Annotated in this window: 16 protein-coding genes; 6 read left to right on the forward strand and 10 right to left on the reverse strand. The window is 70.8% G+C overall.

Annotation, left to right across the window (positions count from 1 at the left end; all coding sequences use genetic code 11):
- Positions 1–133: 133 nt before the first annotated feature.
- Positions 134–940, forward strand: a complete 807-nt coding sequence (locus MRBLMI1x_RS08225; protein ID WP_018188684.1) for a hypothetical protein — start codon at positions 134–136, stop codon at positions 938–940.
- Between the two features lie 5 nt (positions 941–945).
- Complete coding sequence (locus MRBLMI1x_RS08230) at positions 946–1,212, forward strand: hypothetical protein (protein WP_256335307.1); 267 nt, start codon at positions 946–948, stop codon at positions 1,210–1,212.
- Here MRBLMI1x_RS08230 and MRBLMI1x_RS08235 read toward each other — a convergent pair.
- Positions 1,209–1,682, reverse strand: coding sequence for a hypothetical protein (locus tag MRBLMI1x_RS08235; RefSeq protein WP_311869953.1), 474 nt, complete (start codon positions 1,680–1,682; stop codon positions 1,209–1,211). The genes MRBLMI1x_RS08230 and MRBLMI1x_RS08235 overlap by 4 nt on opposite strands.
- An 87-nt stretch (positions 1,683–1,769) precedes the next feature.
- Positions 1,770–3,092, reverse strand: coding sequence for a bifunctional o-acetylhomoserine/o-acetylserine sulfhydrylase (locus MRBLMI1x_RS08240; protein WP_116228641.1), 1,323 nt, complete (start codon positions 3,090–3,092; stop codon positions 1,770–1,772).
- Positions 3,093–3,253: 161 nt separating this feature from the next.
- Here MRBLMI1x_RS08240 and MRBLMI1x_RS08245 point away from each other — a divergent pair, with 161 nt between their 5' ends.
- Positions 3,254–4,039, forward strand: coding sequence for an SDR family oxidoreductase (locus MRBLMI1x_RS08245; RefSeq protein WP_181900434.1), 786 nt, complete (start codon positions 3,254–3,256; stop codon positions 4,037–4,039).
- Between the two features lie 6 nt (positions 4,040–4,045).
- Here MRBLMI1x_RS08245 and MRBLMI1x_RS08250 read toward each other — a convergent pair whose 3' ends face one another.
- Positions 4,046–5,491 (reverse strand): MFS transporter, encoded by a 1,446-nt coding sequence (locus MRBLMI1x_RS08250; RefSeq protein ID WP_363458059.1) that lies wholly within the window; start codon positions 5,489–5,491, stop codon positions 4,046–4,048.
- 133 nt (positions 5,492–5,624) lie between these two features.
- Here MRBLMI1x_RS08250 and MRBLMI1x_RS08255 point away from each other — a divergent pair, with 133 nt between their 5' ends.
- The 3 genes from MRBLMI1x_RS08255 to MRBLMI1x_RS08265 are packed head-to-tail and all read left to right on the forward strand — an operon-like array spanning position 5,625 to position 7,454.
- On the forward strand, positions 5,625–6,131 hold the full coding sequence (locus tag MRBLMI1x_RS08255) for a phosphoribosyltransferase (RefSeq protein ID WP_196800915.1): 507 nt from the start codon (positions 5,625–5,627) through the stop codon (positions 6,129–6,131).
- Positions 6,128–6,814 (forward strand): uracil-DNA glycosylase, encoded by a 687-nt coding sequence (locus MRBLMI1x_RS08260; RefSeq protein ID WP_363458062.1) that lies wholly within the window; start codon positions 6,128–6,130, stop codon positions 6,812–6,814. Before MRBLMI1x_RS08255 ends, MRBLMI1x_RS08260 begins: the two co-directional genes overlap by 4 nt.
- Positions 6,815–6,830: 16 nt before the next feature.
- Positions 6,831–7,454 (forward strand): GNAT family N-acetyltransferase, encoded by a 624-nt coding sequence (locus MRBLMI1x_RS08265; RefSeq protein ID WP_116228643.1) that lies wholly within the window; start codon positions 6,831–6,833, stop codon positions 7,452–7,454.
- Here the strand turns inward: MRBLMI1x_RS08265 and MRBLMI1x_RS08270 are convergent.
- The 7 genes from MRBLMI1x_RS08270 to MRBLMI1x_RS08300 are packed head-to-tail and all read right to left on the reverse strand — an operon-like array spanning position 7,432 to position 13,762.
- On the reverse strand, positions 7,432–7,758 hold the full coding sequence (locus MRBLMI1x_RS08270) for a protealysin inhibitor emfourin (protein ID WP_363458065.1): 327 nt from the start codon (positions 7,756–7,758) through the stop codon (positions 7,432–7,434). The two genes, MRBLMI1x_RS08265 and MRBLMI1x_RS08270, sit on opposite strands and share 23 nt — an antisense overlap.
- Positions 7,742–8,800, reverse strand: a complete 1,059-nt coding sequence (locus MRBLMI1x_RS08275) for a M4 family metallopeptidase (RefSeq protein ID WP_363458068.1) — start codon at positions 8,798–8,800, stop codon at positions 7,742–7,744. Before MRBLMI1x_RS08275 ends, MRBLMI1x_RS08270 begins: the two co-directional genes overlap by 17 nt.
- A 43-nt stretch (positions 8,801–8,843) precedes the next feature.
- A complete protein-coding gene (locus MRBLMI1x_RS08280; RefSeq protein WP_363459379.1) occupies positions 8,844–9,596 on the reverse strand; it encodes an ABC transporter ATP-binding protein in 753 nt (250 codons plus the stop codon).
- A gap of 41 nt (positions 9,597–9,637) precedes the next feature.
- On the reverse strand, positions 9,638–10,429 hold the full coding sequence (locus tag MRBLMI1x_RS08285) for an ABC transporter ATP-binding protein (protein ID WP_363458071.1): 792 nt from the start codon (positions 10,427–10,429) through the stop codon (positions 9,638–9,640).
- Entirely contained in the window at positions 10,426–11,307 is an 882-nt protein-coding gene (locus tag MRBLMI1x_RS08290; RefSeq protein ID WP_018188671.1) for an ABC transporter permease, read from the reverse strand. Before MRBLMI1x_RS08290 ends, MRBLMI1x_RS08285 begins: the two co-directional genes overlap by 4 nt.
- Entirely contained in the window at positions 11,307–12,257 is a 951-nt protein-coding gene (locus MRBLMI1x_RS08295) for an ABC transporter permease (protein ID WP_018188670.1), read from the reverse strand. The genes MRBLMI1x_RS08290 and MRBLMI1x_RS08295 overlap by 1 nt, the downstream gene beginning before the upstream one ends.
- Entirely contained in the window at positions 12,254–13,762 is a 1,509-nt protein-coding gene (locus tag MRBLMI1x_RS08300; protein WP_363458076.1) for an ABC transporter substrate-binding protein, read from the reverse strand. Before MRBLMI1x_RS08300 ends, MRBLMI1x_RS08295 begins: the two co-directional genes overlap by 4 nt.
- Between the last annotated feature and the right edge of the window lie 98 nt (positions 13,763–13,860).

Below are 13,860 nucleotides of genomic sequence, written 5' to 3' on the forward strand. Positions count from 1 at the left end.
GGACGCGGTGCGTGCGCGCTCGGCACCGTCGAAAGTTTCCACCGAAAGGTGGGCGCGGGGTCTTTCGAACCCTCGCTAGCGTCGGGGGAACCGCCATTCGGCGACCGGATCGCTCCCCGCGAAAGAGACCTCGATGACACGTTCCTGGCGCAACGCCGCTTCCTTCACGCTGGTCACAGCGCTCCTTGCGTCGAGTGTCGTGGCAGCGCCCAATATCGCTTCGGCGGACGACGACGTCGACTCGGCTTCGCTGGCCGTCGCTGCAGAATCGCTGGCGAACCTGGATGACTCGCTGCTGCTCGAAGCAGCCGAGGGATCCGGTCCGGGGGAGGTGCAGACCAGCCACGGCGACGTCGGTGTTCCGTCGAGGTTGGTCGATGGGGTGTCGATACATCATCCCGGGCGGTCGCCGCTGACGATCGATCTTCCCGAGGCGCATGCGGCGGGCGAGGCCGTCCTCCTCCCGGAAGGTGCGGTGACCTACCCGGGGGAGTCCGTGACCAATACCGTGATCGTCGGCGATGCGGGTGTGCAGATGCTGACGACGATCGCCTCCGCCGACGCACCGGAGTATCTCGAATACAGGGTCGCTCTCGGGGCCGGCGAGACGATGCGATCGACTGAGGACGGCGCCGTCGTCGTCGCCGCTGACGGTACCGTCGTCGCCGTGGTCGCGAGAGCGTGGGCACTCGACGCCGAGGGCGACCCCGTGGCGACGCACTACGAGGTGGACGGTTCGACTCTCATCCAGTTCGTCGATCACCGTGCGGCGGGGGTCGCCTACCCCGTGGTGGCGGATCCGATCTGGATCGCCCCCTGGGTGTTCAAGTGCCTCCTCGGACTCGGCCTCAAGGGGCCGCAGATCACTCAGGCCTTCGCGACCGGTACGATCTGGGGCGGCCTCGGCGCCGCCGCGCTCGCTTGCGCCCTGGGGAAGTGATCACCGTGCGACATGAGGAACTGTCTCGTCGGATCGCGGAGGTGGATGCGCAGATAGCGGCCCACCCGCTGTCGAGCGAACCCGTCACGCAGGCCCACGCTGTCATCGAGGCGCATGGGAGCACGGACGACTCCGACGCGATCTCGCGCGAACTGGCTTCTCGAGGGCTCCCGAGTCTCGTCGAGCTCGGCCGCATCCAGGCCCGCAGCTCGTTCAGCTGGTGGCGGCTCCACCGCAAGCGGCGGGCGCTCCTTCGTCGCGCGGACCGCTAGGCGACGCGCGCGCGGCGTACCGAAGAGACGATCGAGGCCAGCACGACGTCCGGCTGACGCAGCAACGAGCGGGACGCGGCATCCTCGACCAGACGCTCCATGAGTAGCTGGGTCCGCGAGACGATGGGGTGCCAGTAGCCGCCGGGATGGTGTCGGTCCAGCTCCAGGCGCACGGACTCGTCTCTTGTCGTGAGCACCGCCGTGCCGGGTTTCAGGTCGAGCTCCGGATCGGTCTGCGTGATCATGACCAGGAGCGAACTCCACGCGCCCGCGAACGCTCCGGGGAAGGGGAAGCGGGTGGTCTGCAGGTCCAGGGTGGCGCCGCGGAGCTCGGCCCAGCCGATGTCCCGCGTCACGGTGACGCCGTCTCGGTGGCTGACGGTGTGTGCGCCGAGCACCAGGTGACGCCGACCGGGGTCGCCGATCGCGAGCCCGTCGGGCACAGCGTGAAGAGGTCCGTAGCGTTTCATGGTCGTGTCTCGAGCGTATCGGCCCAAACGCACGACACCCCGCCGGGCCGGGGCCGGGCGGGGTGTCGGTCTCCTGAGGAGGGGAGGTCAGGCGCGGGCGGCCTCGGAGTGACGGCGCGCGACGGCGAGGGCCTGCTCGAGGTCGGCCTTCAGATCCTCGATGTTCTCGAGGCCCACCGACAGCCGGACGAGGCCCGGGGTGACACCCGAGGTGAGCTGCTGCTCCGGTGTCAGCTGCGAGTGGGTGGTGGATGCCGGGTGGATCACGAGTGAGCGCACGTCGCCGATGTTCGCCAGGTGGCTGAACAGGGTCAGGGCGTTGACGAACTCGCGGCCGGCGGAGACGCCGCCCTTCAGCTCGAACGACAGGACTGCGCCCACGCCCTTCGGGGCGTAGCGGTTCGCCGCGGCGTACCAGGGCGAGGTGGGCAGGCCCGAGTAGTTCACCGAGGCGACGTCGGAGTGGTTCTCGAGCCACTCGGCGATCTCCTGCGCGTTCTGCACGTGGCGCTCGATGCGCAGCGACAGCGTCTCGACGCCCTGGATGAGGTTCCACGCGCTCTGCGGCGAGATGGCGGAGCCGAGATCGCGCAGCAGCTGGACACGGGCCTTGATGATGTACGCGAGGCCGTCACCGACGGCATCCGTGTACACCGCCCCGTGGTACGACTCGTCCGGCGTCGTCAGGCCGGGGAAGCGGTCGGAGTGCTGGGACCAGGGGAACGAGCCGCCGTCGATGATCACGCCGCCGATCGTCGTGCCGTGGCCGCCGAGGAACTTCGTGACCGAGTGCACGACGATGTCGGCACCGTGCTCGAAGGGGCGGATGAGGTACGGCGTCGCGATCGTGTTGTCGACGATGAGCGGCACGCCGGCGGCGTGGGCGACGTCGGCGACGGTGCGGATGTCGAGCACGTTGATCTGCGGGTTGCCGATCGTCTCGGCGAAGAACAGCTTCGTGTTCGGGCGGACGGCGCGGCGCCACTCCTCGGCGTCGTCCTGGTTCTCGACGAACGTCGTCTCGATGCCGAGCTTGGCGAGCGTGTACTTGAAGAGGTTGTACGTGCCGCCGTAGATCGAGCTCGACGAGACGATGTGGTCGCCGGCCTGCGCGATGTTGAGGACCGCGAAGGTCGAGGCGGCCTGGCCGCTCGCGAGGACGAGGGCGCCGGTGCCGCCTTCGAGGCCCGCGAGGCGCTGCTCGAGGACGTCCTGCGTCGGGTTCTGGATGCGCGTGTAGATGTTGCCGAACTCGGCCAGGGCGAACAGGTTCGCGGCGTGGTCGGCGTTGTCGAAGACGTACGACGTCGTCTGGTAGATCGGCGTGGCGCGGGCCTTGGTCACCGGGTCCGGAGCGGCGCCGGTGTGGATCTGCTTGGTCTCGAAGCGCCAGTTCTCGGGTGCGGACATGACATGGCTCCCTGCGTGTGTGGTCGGGTGGTGGTCTGCGACGGATGCCGCGGGCCCGACACCGACGTTACGAGTCCCGCCCGACGGGGACAACGGAACGGGACACGCGGCGTAACGTGACGCGGTCCGCGGGCGCCCGCGGAGTCACTAGCGTTGAGCGCATGGCGAATCGACGTGCAGTGGTGACCGGTGCGAGCTCGGGGATCGGCGAGGCGGCCGTCCGCGCGCTGAGGGCGGCGGGGTGGGACGTCGTGGGCGTGGCGCGTCGAGCCGCCCGACTGGAGGCCCTCGATGCCGAGATCGGATCGCAGTCCTACGCGGCCGACCTGACGAGCGAAGCGGATGTCGCGGCGCTCGCCGCGCACCTGGAGGACACCGGCCCGGTCCACGCGCTCGTCCACATCGCCGGCGGCGCGCGAGGCACGCAGCGCGTCGAGAACGGTGACCCCGACGACTGGCGCTGGATGTTCGAGGTCAACGTGCTCTCGGCTCAGCTCGTGACCGCCGCCCTCCTCCCGCTTCTGCGCCGCGCGGCGGAGGTCGACGGTCACGCCGACACCGTCTACGTCACCTCGACCGCCGCGCAGACCGCCTACCCGGGAGGCGCCGGGTACAACGCGGCGAAGGCGGGCGAGGCGATGCTCGTGCACGCCCTGCGGCTCGAACTGAACGGTGAGCCGATCCGCGTCGTCGAAGTCGCTCCCGGTATGGTGCAGACCGAGGAGTTCTCGCTCAATCGGCTCGGCGGCGACCGGTCCGCGGCCGAGAAGGTCTACGACGGCGTCGACCAGCCGCTGACCGCCGGCGACGTGGCGGACGTCATCGCCTACGCGCTGAACGCGCCGGGCCACGTGAACCTCGACCTCGTCACGATGCGACCGGTCGCGCAGTCCGCGCAGCACCTGCTGGCGCGCGGTCCGCTCCGGCCCCGCACGATCGAGGGCTGAGCGCGCTCAGGCCTCCGGCGGGGCGTCGGCGAAGGCGACCTTCGGGACGAGGAGCAGCAGGAGCGCGGCGAGGAATCCGCCCGCGGCGCAGATGGCCCACACCGTGAGGTAGCCGCCCAGCGAGCTCGCCGTCTGCCCGGCGACGGCGCCCGCGCCGGCCGCGAGGACGACGCCGAAGACGGCGGAGGAGAACGCGCCGCCGATCGTCTTCGTGGTGTTCGTCATGCCCGACGCTTCGCCCGTCTTGCCGAACGGCGCCGCCGCCGCGGCGGCAGCGGGCATCGCGCCCACGAGGGCGCCGCATCCGATGCCCGCGATCGACAGGTTCAGGAGCACCTGCCAGACCTCGAGATGGAACGGCAGGAACAGCGCGTAGCCGACTCCGACGAGGACGGCTGCGGCGATGAGCGCGAGACGCGGACTGACCCGCCGCGACGTCACCGCGAACAGGACCGCGCCCACGATCAGGGACACGAGGTAGAGGCCGATCACGTACGAGCGCTCGGTGGCGTCGAGCCCGAGGCCGTAGCCGAGCGACGAATCGGTGCCGGCGTAGGTCGACAGCGGCCCCTGCGCACCGAGCAGGCTGATGCCGATGAGGAACGCCGTCGCCTGCACGGGCCACATGTCGGGGCGCGCGAGCACCCGCATGTCGACGACGGGATGCCGGTGGCGCAGCTCGTGGCGGACGAACCAGACGAGCACGCCGACGCCGAGCACGAACAGCGCCGCGACCCCCGCCCACGTGCCCGCGCCGAGGCCGAGCTCGCCGATGAGCCGCATCCAGGCGAGGGCGCCGGTCACCAGCAGCAGTCCCCAGGCGAGGAGGATCACTCCCACGGTGTCGAGGCGGCGCTCGCCGCTGGGGGTCGATTCGGGCACCCACAGCCAGATGACGATCACGACGAGCGAGACGGCGATGGCGGGGACCATGAGGGTGAGCCCGAGGTCGCCCGTCGCCGCGTAGATGCGTCCCGCGGCGAGGGCGCCGATGATCGCCCCCGCTTCGAGCCCGACGACGAGCAGCCCCGCAGCACGCCGGGTGAGCGAGACGCCGCGGTTCTGCTCCCGCCCGCGCTCGAAGATGAGGGCGACCTCGAGCGGCAGCCACACGACGTAGAACCCCTGCAGCGACCAGAACAGCAGGAAGGTCCAGAACGAGTCGGCGAAGACGAGGCCCCACGAGGCGAGGGCGGTGAGGACCGCGGCGACGAGCAGGATCCGTTTGTGTCCCAACATGTCGCCGAGCTTGGCGAGGATCGGGACGACGAGGGCGCTCAGCAGCAGCTGCCCGGCCTCGAACCAGTTCACGTCGGCGTCGCGGATGCCGAGCTGGACGACGATGTCGCTGAACAGGGGGACATAGAACCCCTGCAGGATGCCGCTGACGAGCTCGACGACGATGAACCACCCGATGAGTCCCGCCGTGATGCCCAGCGTGGACGAACCCAACCGCGACGAGCGCGTGGCGGACGAGCGCAGCAACGGCGCGGAGGAGGGCGGGATCCCGGTCACGAGCGCGAGCCTAGCGCTGGAGTGGCCCGCCGTCCCGCAGGTCGTAGTCTGGGAATCCATGGACGAGGGGATGCCGGTGGCCGCCGAACGCGAGACGCTGACCTGGGATGATTTCGGCGGGGCGACCCGCGACCTGGCGCGCGGCATCGTCGCGGACGGGTTCGCTCCCGACATCGTCGTCGCGATCGCCCGCGGGGGTCTCCTGCCGGCCGGGGCCATCGCGTACGGACTCGGCGTCAAGAGCTGCGGAGCGCTGAACGTCGAGTTCTACACCGGGATCGGGACGGTCCTCGACGCGCCCGAGATCCTCCCGCCCGACCTCGACCTCAGCGCGCTGCCGGGCAAGCGCGTGCTCCTCGTGGACGACGTCGCCGACAGCGGCCGCACCCTCGCCCTCGCCGTTCAGCTCCTGAGCGACGCCGGCGCGGATGTCCGCTCGGTCTGCATCTACACGAAGCCCGGCTCCATCGCGATGCCCGACTACTCGTGGCGCGAGACCGACCGCTGGATCGATTTCCCGTGGTCGTTCCGCGGGACGGTCGTCCAGGAGGACGCGGGCCTCCCCGCCGGGGCATGAGCGGCCGCTCTCTCGACGCCCTCGCGGCCGACGGGCACATCCACCCCGAGTGGGCGGATGCCCTCGCTCCTGTCGCCGCGGACATCGCCGCGCTCGGCGACCGGCTCCGCGCGGACGAGCGCGGGTACCTGCCCGCGGGCGACCACGTCCTGCGTGCGTTCAGCCGGCCGCTCTCGGCCGTCCGCGTGCTGATCGTCGGCCAGGATCCGTACCCGACGCCGGGACACCCGATCGGGCTCTCGTTCGCCGTCGATCGCCACGTACGACCGCTGCCGCGGAGCCTCGGGAACATCTACGCCGAGTTGTCGACCGATCTCGGCATCCCTCCGGCGGCGCACGGCGACCTCTCGGCGTGGACCGACCAGGGCGTCATGCTGCTCAACCGCGTCCTGACCGTCGCACCCGGTGAGGCCGGCTCGCACCGCGGCTGGGGCTGGGAGCGTGTCACCGCCCACGCCATCTCGACGCTCGTCGCCCGGTCCGAGCCGCTCGTCGCGGTGCTCTGGGGGAAGGATGCCGCGACCCTCGTCCCGATGCTCGGCGAGACCCCGCGCGTCGAGTCGGCGCATCCGTCCCCGCTGTCGGCGCGGCGCGGCTTCTTCGGCTCGCGCCCGTTCTCGCGGGTGAACGCCCTGCTCGAGGCGCAGGGGGCTGCTCCCGTCGACTGGCGACTGCCCGACTGAGCCGTATGCTGGCGGCATGCTGGAGGACGAGTACGAGCGCGATCGCCGCCGCCTTCCCCGTCATCTCCGCCGTCGCCCCGAGCCCGAGCGCGAGTTCTCGTTCGAGTTGCGGCCCGCTGTCCGCACCGACATGGCCGACGTGCGCGAGATCTACAACCACTACGTGGCGAACTCGGTCGTGACCTTCGACGAGAAGCGGTGGACGCACAAACAGTGGGTCGAGAAGTTCGACTACCTCGCGAAGCTCGGACTGCCCTTCCTCGTCGCGGTGTCGCCGAGCGGGCAGATCCTGGGGTACGGCCTCGTCTCACCGTGGACCGGCAAGAGCGGGTTCCGCTACACCGTCGAGAACTCCATCTACCTCGGACAGGCCGCGACGGGCAAAGGCCTCGGTCGGGCGCTGCTGGAGGGGCTCATCGCCGCGTGCGAGGAGAAGGGCATCCGCGAGATGGTCGCCGTCGTCAGCGACAAGGGCGCCGAGGCCTCCCTGGCCCTGCACGAACGGCTCGGGTTCGTCGAGGTGGGACGCATGGGCAAGGTCGGGTTCAAGTTCGGGCGCTCGCTCGGCACGATCTACCTGCAGAAGCACCTGACCCCGAAGAAGAAGGACTCCCTCCTCACGCGTCTGCGTTCCCGCTGAGGTCCGCCGGCCGGACGGCCGCGCCGTCCGCCTGCACGCGGTCGATGAGCGCGCGCCACGGACCGCTGGCATCGCCCACGACCGCTCGGCGATCGTGGTCGCCGTGGATGGCCGCGACCTCCCACGAGAACCGGTCGGCGCCGGGAGCGGATGCCGCAGGCTCCTCCCACGGGCACGCGTCGAGCAGCGGCATCCAGGCGTCGGCGTCGGTTCCCGCGAGCTCGACGCGCCACGCGCGACGGAGCCCGGCGAATCCACCGGTGCGGACGACGGTGATCGTCAGCGGATCAACGGGATGCGGCATCCTCCACGACTCCGACGCTCGCCCACGCGGTGCGGACGGCGACGGCCTCCTCAGAGTCCTCACCGTACTCCGACACCGCTGTCTCGGCGGTGGCGGCCGCGAACTGCGCGAAGGTCGCCGCCGTCGAGAGGGCGCCCGAAACGAGGGTGAGGTACCAGATGCGCCCGGCGCGTTCCCAGGCGTAGCCGCCGAGAGCCGTCGCGACGAGGTGGAACGCCTTGTTCGGGATGCCGGAGTTAATGTGCACACCGCCGTTGTCGCCCGAGGTCTCGACGAAATCGCGCATGTGCGAGGGCTGCGGATCCTTGCCGAGGACGTCGTCGTCGTACGCCGTCCCGGGGGCGGCGAGGGAGCGGAGCGCCGATCCCGTGACCGCGTCGGTGAAGATCCCGGCGCCGATGAGCCAGGTCGCGGCATCCGCCGTCTGACCCTGGTGGTGCTGGTCGGCGAGCGCACCGAAGACATCGGCGATCGACTCGTTGAGGGCGCCCGACTGTCCCGAGTAATCGAGACCGCCGGCCGACTCGATCACGCCGTGGCCCAACTCGTGCGCGATGACGCTGAGCGATCGCGTGAAGCCGGCGAACACCTCGCCGTCGCCGTCGCCGAACACCATGCGCTCGCCGTCCCAGAACGCGTTGTCGTAGGCGCGACCGTAATGGACCGTAGCGGCGAGGGAGCCGCTCCGCCCGTCGAGGCCGACCCGCTCGAAGGCGTCCCACAGGAAGGTGAAGGTCGCGCCCAGCCCGTCGTACGCTTCGTCGACCGCCGCGTCGCCGGTCGGAGCGGCGCCCTCGGCGCGCGCGGGTGTGCCGGGCAACTCCTCGCGGTTCTCCGCGTCGGAGATCAGACGATCGGAGTCGGGTGCGGCGGAGACGACGAGCGCGTCGCCGTCGACCGACAGGTCGAGGTGGGCGCGCATCGGCGCGTAGGCGCGCGGGACGGCGAGGGTGGCACGGGCCGCGGCGACGGCGTGCGGGAATCGTTCGGCCGGAGCGGCCGCGAGGCGGGCGAGCAGGTACGGCGGGACGATGGCGTGCATGCCGCCACGCTAGTCCCCTCCGCCGACACGGTGACGGGCGGTCTCACCGATCGCGTGGGTCGATGATCGGGATCGAGGCGAGGAGGCGCCGCGTGTAGGCGACCTGTGGTTCGAGGAGCACCTTCTCGGTCGGGCCCTCCTCGACGACGCGTCCCTCCGTCATGACGACCACGTCGTCGCACAGGTTCTGCACGACGCCGATGTCGTGCGAGACCATCACGAGGGTGAGGCCGTCACGCCGGCGGAGTTCGCGGATGAGGTCGAGGATCTGCGCCCGGACGGTCACGTCGAGGGCCGACAGCGGTTCGTCCCCGACGAGGACGTCGGGGCGATGGACGAGCGCCCGCGCCAGGGCGATCCGCTGCCGCTGTCCGCCGGAGAACTCGTGCGGGAACCGCTCGGCGGCGTCGGCGGGCAAGCCGACGTCGTCCAGGACCTCGCGGACGCGGGCCCGGTGATCGCCCGGGATGTCGAGGGCCGAGAGCGGCTCGGCCACGATCCGCCCGACGCTCATCCGAGGATCGAGGGACCCGTAGGGGTCTTGGAAGACGATGCCGGTGCGCCGCCGCAACCAGTGGAGCGAGCGCGCCGACGCCGATCCGTCCACGGGGCGTCCATCGAACTCGACGGAGCCCGCGCTCGGTACGTCGAGACCGAGGAGCAGTCGCACGAGCGTCGACTTGCCCGAGCCCGACTCGCCGATGATCCCGAGGGCGCTTCCCGCCCGGACGTCGACGTCGACGTCGACGAGCGCGGTGGTCCACCGGGCCGGCTCGAACGGCCGGGACCGCGGCATCCGGTATCGGCGCGTCAGACCACGTGCCCGCATCAGGTCGCTCACGCGCGGCCTCCCGGTCGCCAGAGGGTGGCGGTCGCGTCGCGGAGCAGTGCCTGGGTGACGGGGGAGGCGGGGGAGCGCAGCAGCATCCGAAGCGGCCCCGACTCGGCGACGTGACCCGATTCGAGCACGACGGCGTCGGTCGCGATCTGCGACAGCACCGCGAGGTCGTGCGTGATGAACACGAGCGACATGCCGTCCTCGTCGACGAGGTGGTGGAGGAGCTCGAGGATCTCCGCCTGGATCGTGACATCGAGCGCGGTGGTCGGCTCGTCCGCGATCAGCAGCCGGGGACGGCACGCGAGGGCCATCGCGATCGCGACGCGCTGACGCTGCCCGCCCGAGAGCTGGTGCGGATAGCGACGGACGATGGCCTCGGGGTCGGGCAGCTTCACCCGACGCGCCTCCTCGACCGCCCGTGCCCACGCCTCGGCGCGGGAGACGCCGCGCTGATGGATGCGGATGGACTCGGCGATCTGCCGCCCGACCGTGCGGATGGGGTTCAGCGCCGTCTGCGGCTCCTGGAAGACCATACCGATCTCGTCACCGCGCAGGCGCGCGAGGTCGCGATCCGGCATCCCGACCAGTTCCCGGCCCCCCCAGCGGATGCTGCCGCCGACCCGAGCGCCGTCGGGCAGGAGTCCGAGGACGGCGAGGGCGGTCAGCGACTTTCCCGAACCGGACTCGCCGATCAGCCCGACGCGCGCGCCGTCGGCGACCTCGAGGTCGACTCCGTCGACGACGCGGCGGCCGGCGATGTCGATCGTCAGACCGGTGATCGAGAGCGTCATGCCGTTACCGCCGCGGGAGGCTCGGTGCCGCGCGGAGCGGATCCGCGGGACAGGGTCGGATCCGTGGCGTCGCGCAGGGCGTCGCCGAGGAGGTTGAAGCCGAGGACGGTGAGCGTGATCGCGAGCCCCGGCCACAGCACCGACAGCGGGTGGACGCTGATGAAGCGCTGCAGATCGGCGAGGAGCAGCCCCCACGACGGCTGGGTCACGGGGGCGCCGAAACCGAGGTACGACAGGCCCGCTTCGGCCAGCACGGCGACGGCCATGCCCCACGACAGTTGCACGATGAAGACGGGCGCGACGTTCGGGAGGAGGTGACGCCAGAGGTTCTGCGACGGCGACAGTCCCGCGGCGCGTCCCGCGAGGACGAAGTCGCTCCGGAGGATGCGGCGCAGCTCGGGGCGCGTGACGCGGGCGATGTTGACGCCGAACCCGATCCCGACCGACACGATGACGACCAGGAGCGAGCCGCCCCAGACGGCCGAGATCATCATCGCGATGAGGAGCACCGGGAAGGCGATGAGGATGTCGACGATGACCGTGACCCCCTCGCGGACCGGCCGCGGAGTGAGCGCGCCGAGCGCGGCGAGCACGAGGCCGATGGCGGTCGCGATGACCCCGGCACCCACAGCGACGAGCACCGTCGTGCGCGAGCCTGCCATCAGGAGACTCAGGATGTCGCGTCCCGACCCGTCGGTCCCGAGCAGGTGCGCGGCCCCAGGTGCCGCCCAGCGGTTCGCGATGTCGACGCGTTGCGGGTCGAGCGGCGTCCAGAACAGCGAGACGAGCGCCGTCGCCGCGATGACGACGACCACGATCACCCCGAAGCGGCCGGTCCCCGACGCCCAGACGCGCCTCGCCCACTGCAGTCGCCGCATCACTCGGCCTCTCGCTGGCGCGGATCGAGGACGCGGTGCACGAGATCGACGACGAACCCGATGATCAGGACGAGACCCGTCAGGACGAGGAGTTCCCCCTGCACCTTGACGAGATCGCGGTTGCCGGTGTCCTCGACCAGCATGCGCCCGATCCCGGGCAGGCTGAACAGCTGTTCGATGACGACCGCCCCGACCATGATCCCGGCCACCTGGACGCCCAGCACCGTGATGACCGACAGGCCGACACTCGGGAGCCCGTGGCGCAGGAGCGCCTGCGTGCGCGTGAGCCCTTTCGCCGCGGCGGTCCGCACGAAGTCCTGTCCCATCGCCTGGAGGGTCGCCGACCGGACGAACCGCAGCAGCACGGCTCCCTCGACGACGCCGATCGTGACGGCGGGGAGAACGAGCGCCCGGAACGCCGCCGCCGGGTCGGACCAGCCGGCCCGGGGGAAACCCTGGGCGGGCAGCCATCCCAGGGTCACGGCGAAGACGACGACGAGCATCATGCCCGCCCAGACGACGGGTACGGCGGCGAGGGCCTGCGCGCCGACCGAGACGGCGACGCCGTCCGGCCGATGCCGGCGCACCGCCGCGAGCACGCCGAAGGGGAGCGCGACCAGCAGGGCGACGACGAACGCGAGGATGCCGAGGGGCACCGTCACCTCCGCTTTCTGCAGCAGCTCCGAGACGACGGGGGTGCCGGTGAGCTGCGAGGACCCGAGGTCGCCGCTGAGGATGCCGCCGATCCAGTCGCCGTACTGGACGGGGAGCGGCCGGTCGAGGCCCAGGCGCTCTCGGATGTCCGCGAGCTGCTCGGGGGTGGAGTTCACCCCGGCGATCAGCTGCGCGATGTCACCCGGCAGGATCCGGAGGGTGGTGAAGATGAGCGCGCTGGCGACGAACAGGCCCAGCACCAGCAGGGCCAGTCGCGTCAGCGCGTACCGGATCACCCCTTGCTCTTGGCCAGCTCGGCGACGTTGAGGCGTTCGTTCACGTTGACCGTCGGCATCCCGCTGACGTCCGACGCGACCGCGAGGACGGACTGACCGTTGTAGAGCCAGTCCGCCGCGTCATCCTCGGACACGATGCGTGCGGCCTGCTTCAGCAGGTCGGCGGCTGCGGCGTCGTCCGTCGCGGCGACGGCCTCGGCGTAGAGCTTCTGGACCTCGGGATCGTTGTACGTGAAGTAGTAGTCCGGGTTCGCCCAGTTCTCGAAGTCGCGCGCCTCGGTGTGGAGGACGAAGCTCAGCTCGTAGTCCTTGTTCCCGTAGACGTCGTTCAGCCACGTCGGGAACTCGACCGGGTTCACCTTCAGGGTGATGCCCACGTCGCGCAGGTTCGAGACGAGGATCTGCGGGATCGTCGTGCCGTACGCGGAGGGGATCGTCAGGGTCAGGGAGAGGTTCTCCGCGCTCGCTTCGGCGAGCAGCTTCCGTGCCGCCTCGGGGTCGAACGGAGCGACCTCGGACAGGTCCTCGTAGCCCGGGTCGAGCGAGGGGATCGGGCCGTACATCGTCTTGCCGGCGCCGAGCGCCTCGACGATCGATTTCTTGTCGATCGCCTGTCGGATGGCCTTGCGCACGCGTACGTCCGCCAGCGGACCCGAGGTCTGGTTGAACGCGAGCGTGCCCTTGTCGGTCGAGTCGCCGATCTCGAGGGTGAAGTCGCCGTTCGCCTCGACCTGGTCCTTCAGGTTCGCATCGAACCCGGTCAGCACGTCGAACTCACCCGCGAGGGCGCCGCTGAGCGCTGCCTGATTGTCGCTGACGTACGAGAAGACGACTTCGGCGGCGGACGACGGCGTGCCCCAGTAGTCGGCGAACCGCTCGAAGACGATGCTGTCGCCCTCGCGCCAGTCGGCGAGGCGGAAGGGACCGGTGCCGTTGGCCGCGGTCTTGCGGTCGATGGTGTCGCCCTCTTTGAGGATCAGGCCGGCGCGGCCGGTCAGGCTCCACAGCAGCGTCGAGTCGGGCGCCTTCAGGGTCAGCGTGATCTTCTGGCCCTCGGCGGCGATGGTCGCGACATTGGCGAGGCGTGCCGAGTCACGGTAGGTCGGGGTGTCGCGCTCCTGCGTGAGCGACCAGACGACGTCCTGCGGCGTGAGGGGCTGCCCGTCGTGGAACGTGACGCCCTCGCGCAGGGTGAACGTGTAGGTGAGCTTGTCGCCGGAGACCTCGTAGTCGCTGGCGAGCGCCGGCACGATCTTCTGGTCGGGCGTGCGGGCGATGAGCCCCTGGTACACGTTGTCGATCAGGATCTGGTCGAGGGCCGATCCCCCCGTCTCGCGGATGTCGAGGTTGCCGGGCTCGAGCACGAGACGCACGTTGACGGTCGCGTCGGGGTCGGGGGTTCCCTCGGATCGGGACGGAGCGGGCTGCGAACCGGTGCAGCCCGAGAGGAGCAGGGCTCCGGCGGCGAGGAGCGCCGTGGCGGCCAAAGCGGTGCGGCGAAGCATGTGAGTGGGGGGTCCTTTCGGCGTCGATGGGCGTCGTCACTGACGCCGGCCCATCGCGGTGCTCGGTGCGCGTTACAGCCTAGAGTCCCGCGCGCGCA

This window comes from Microbacterium sp. LMI1x-1-1.1, from assembly GCF_040676205.1.
Classification (GTDB): domain Bacteria; phylum Actinomycetota; class Actinomycetes; order Actinomycetales; family Microbacteriaceae; genus Microbacterium; species Microbacterium aquilitoris.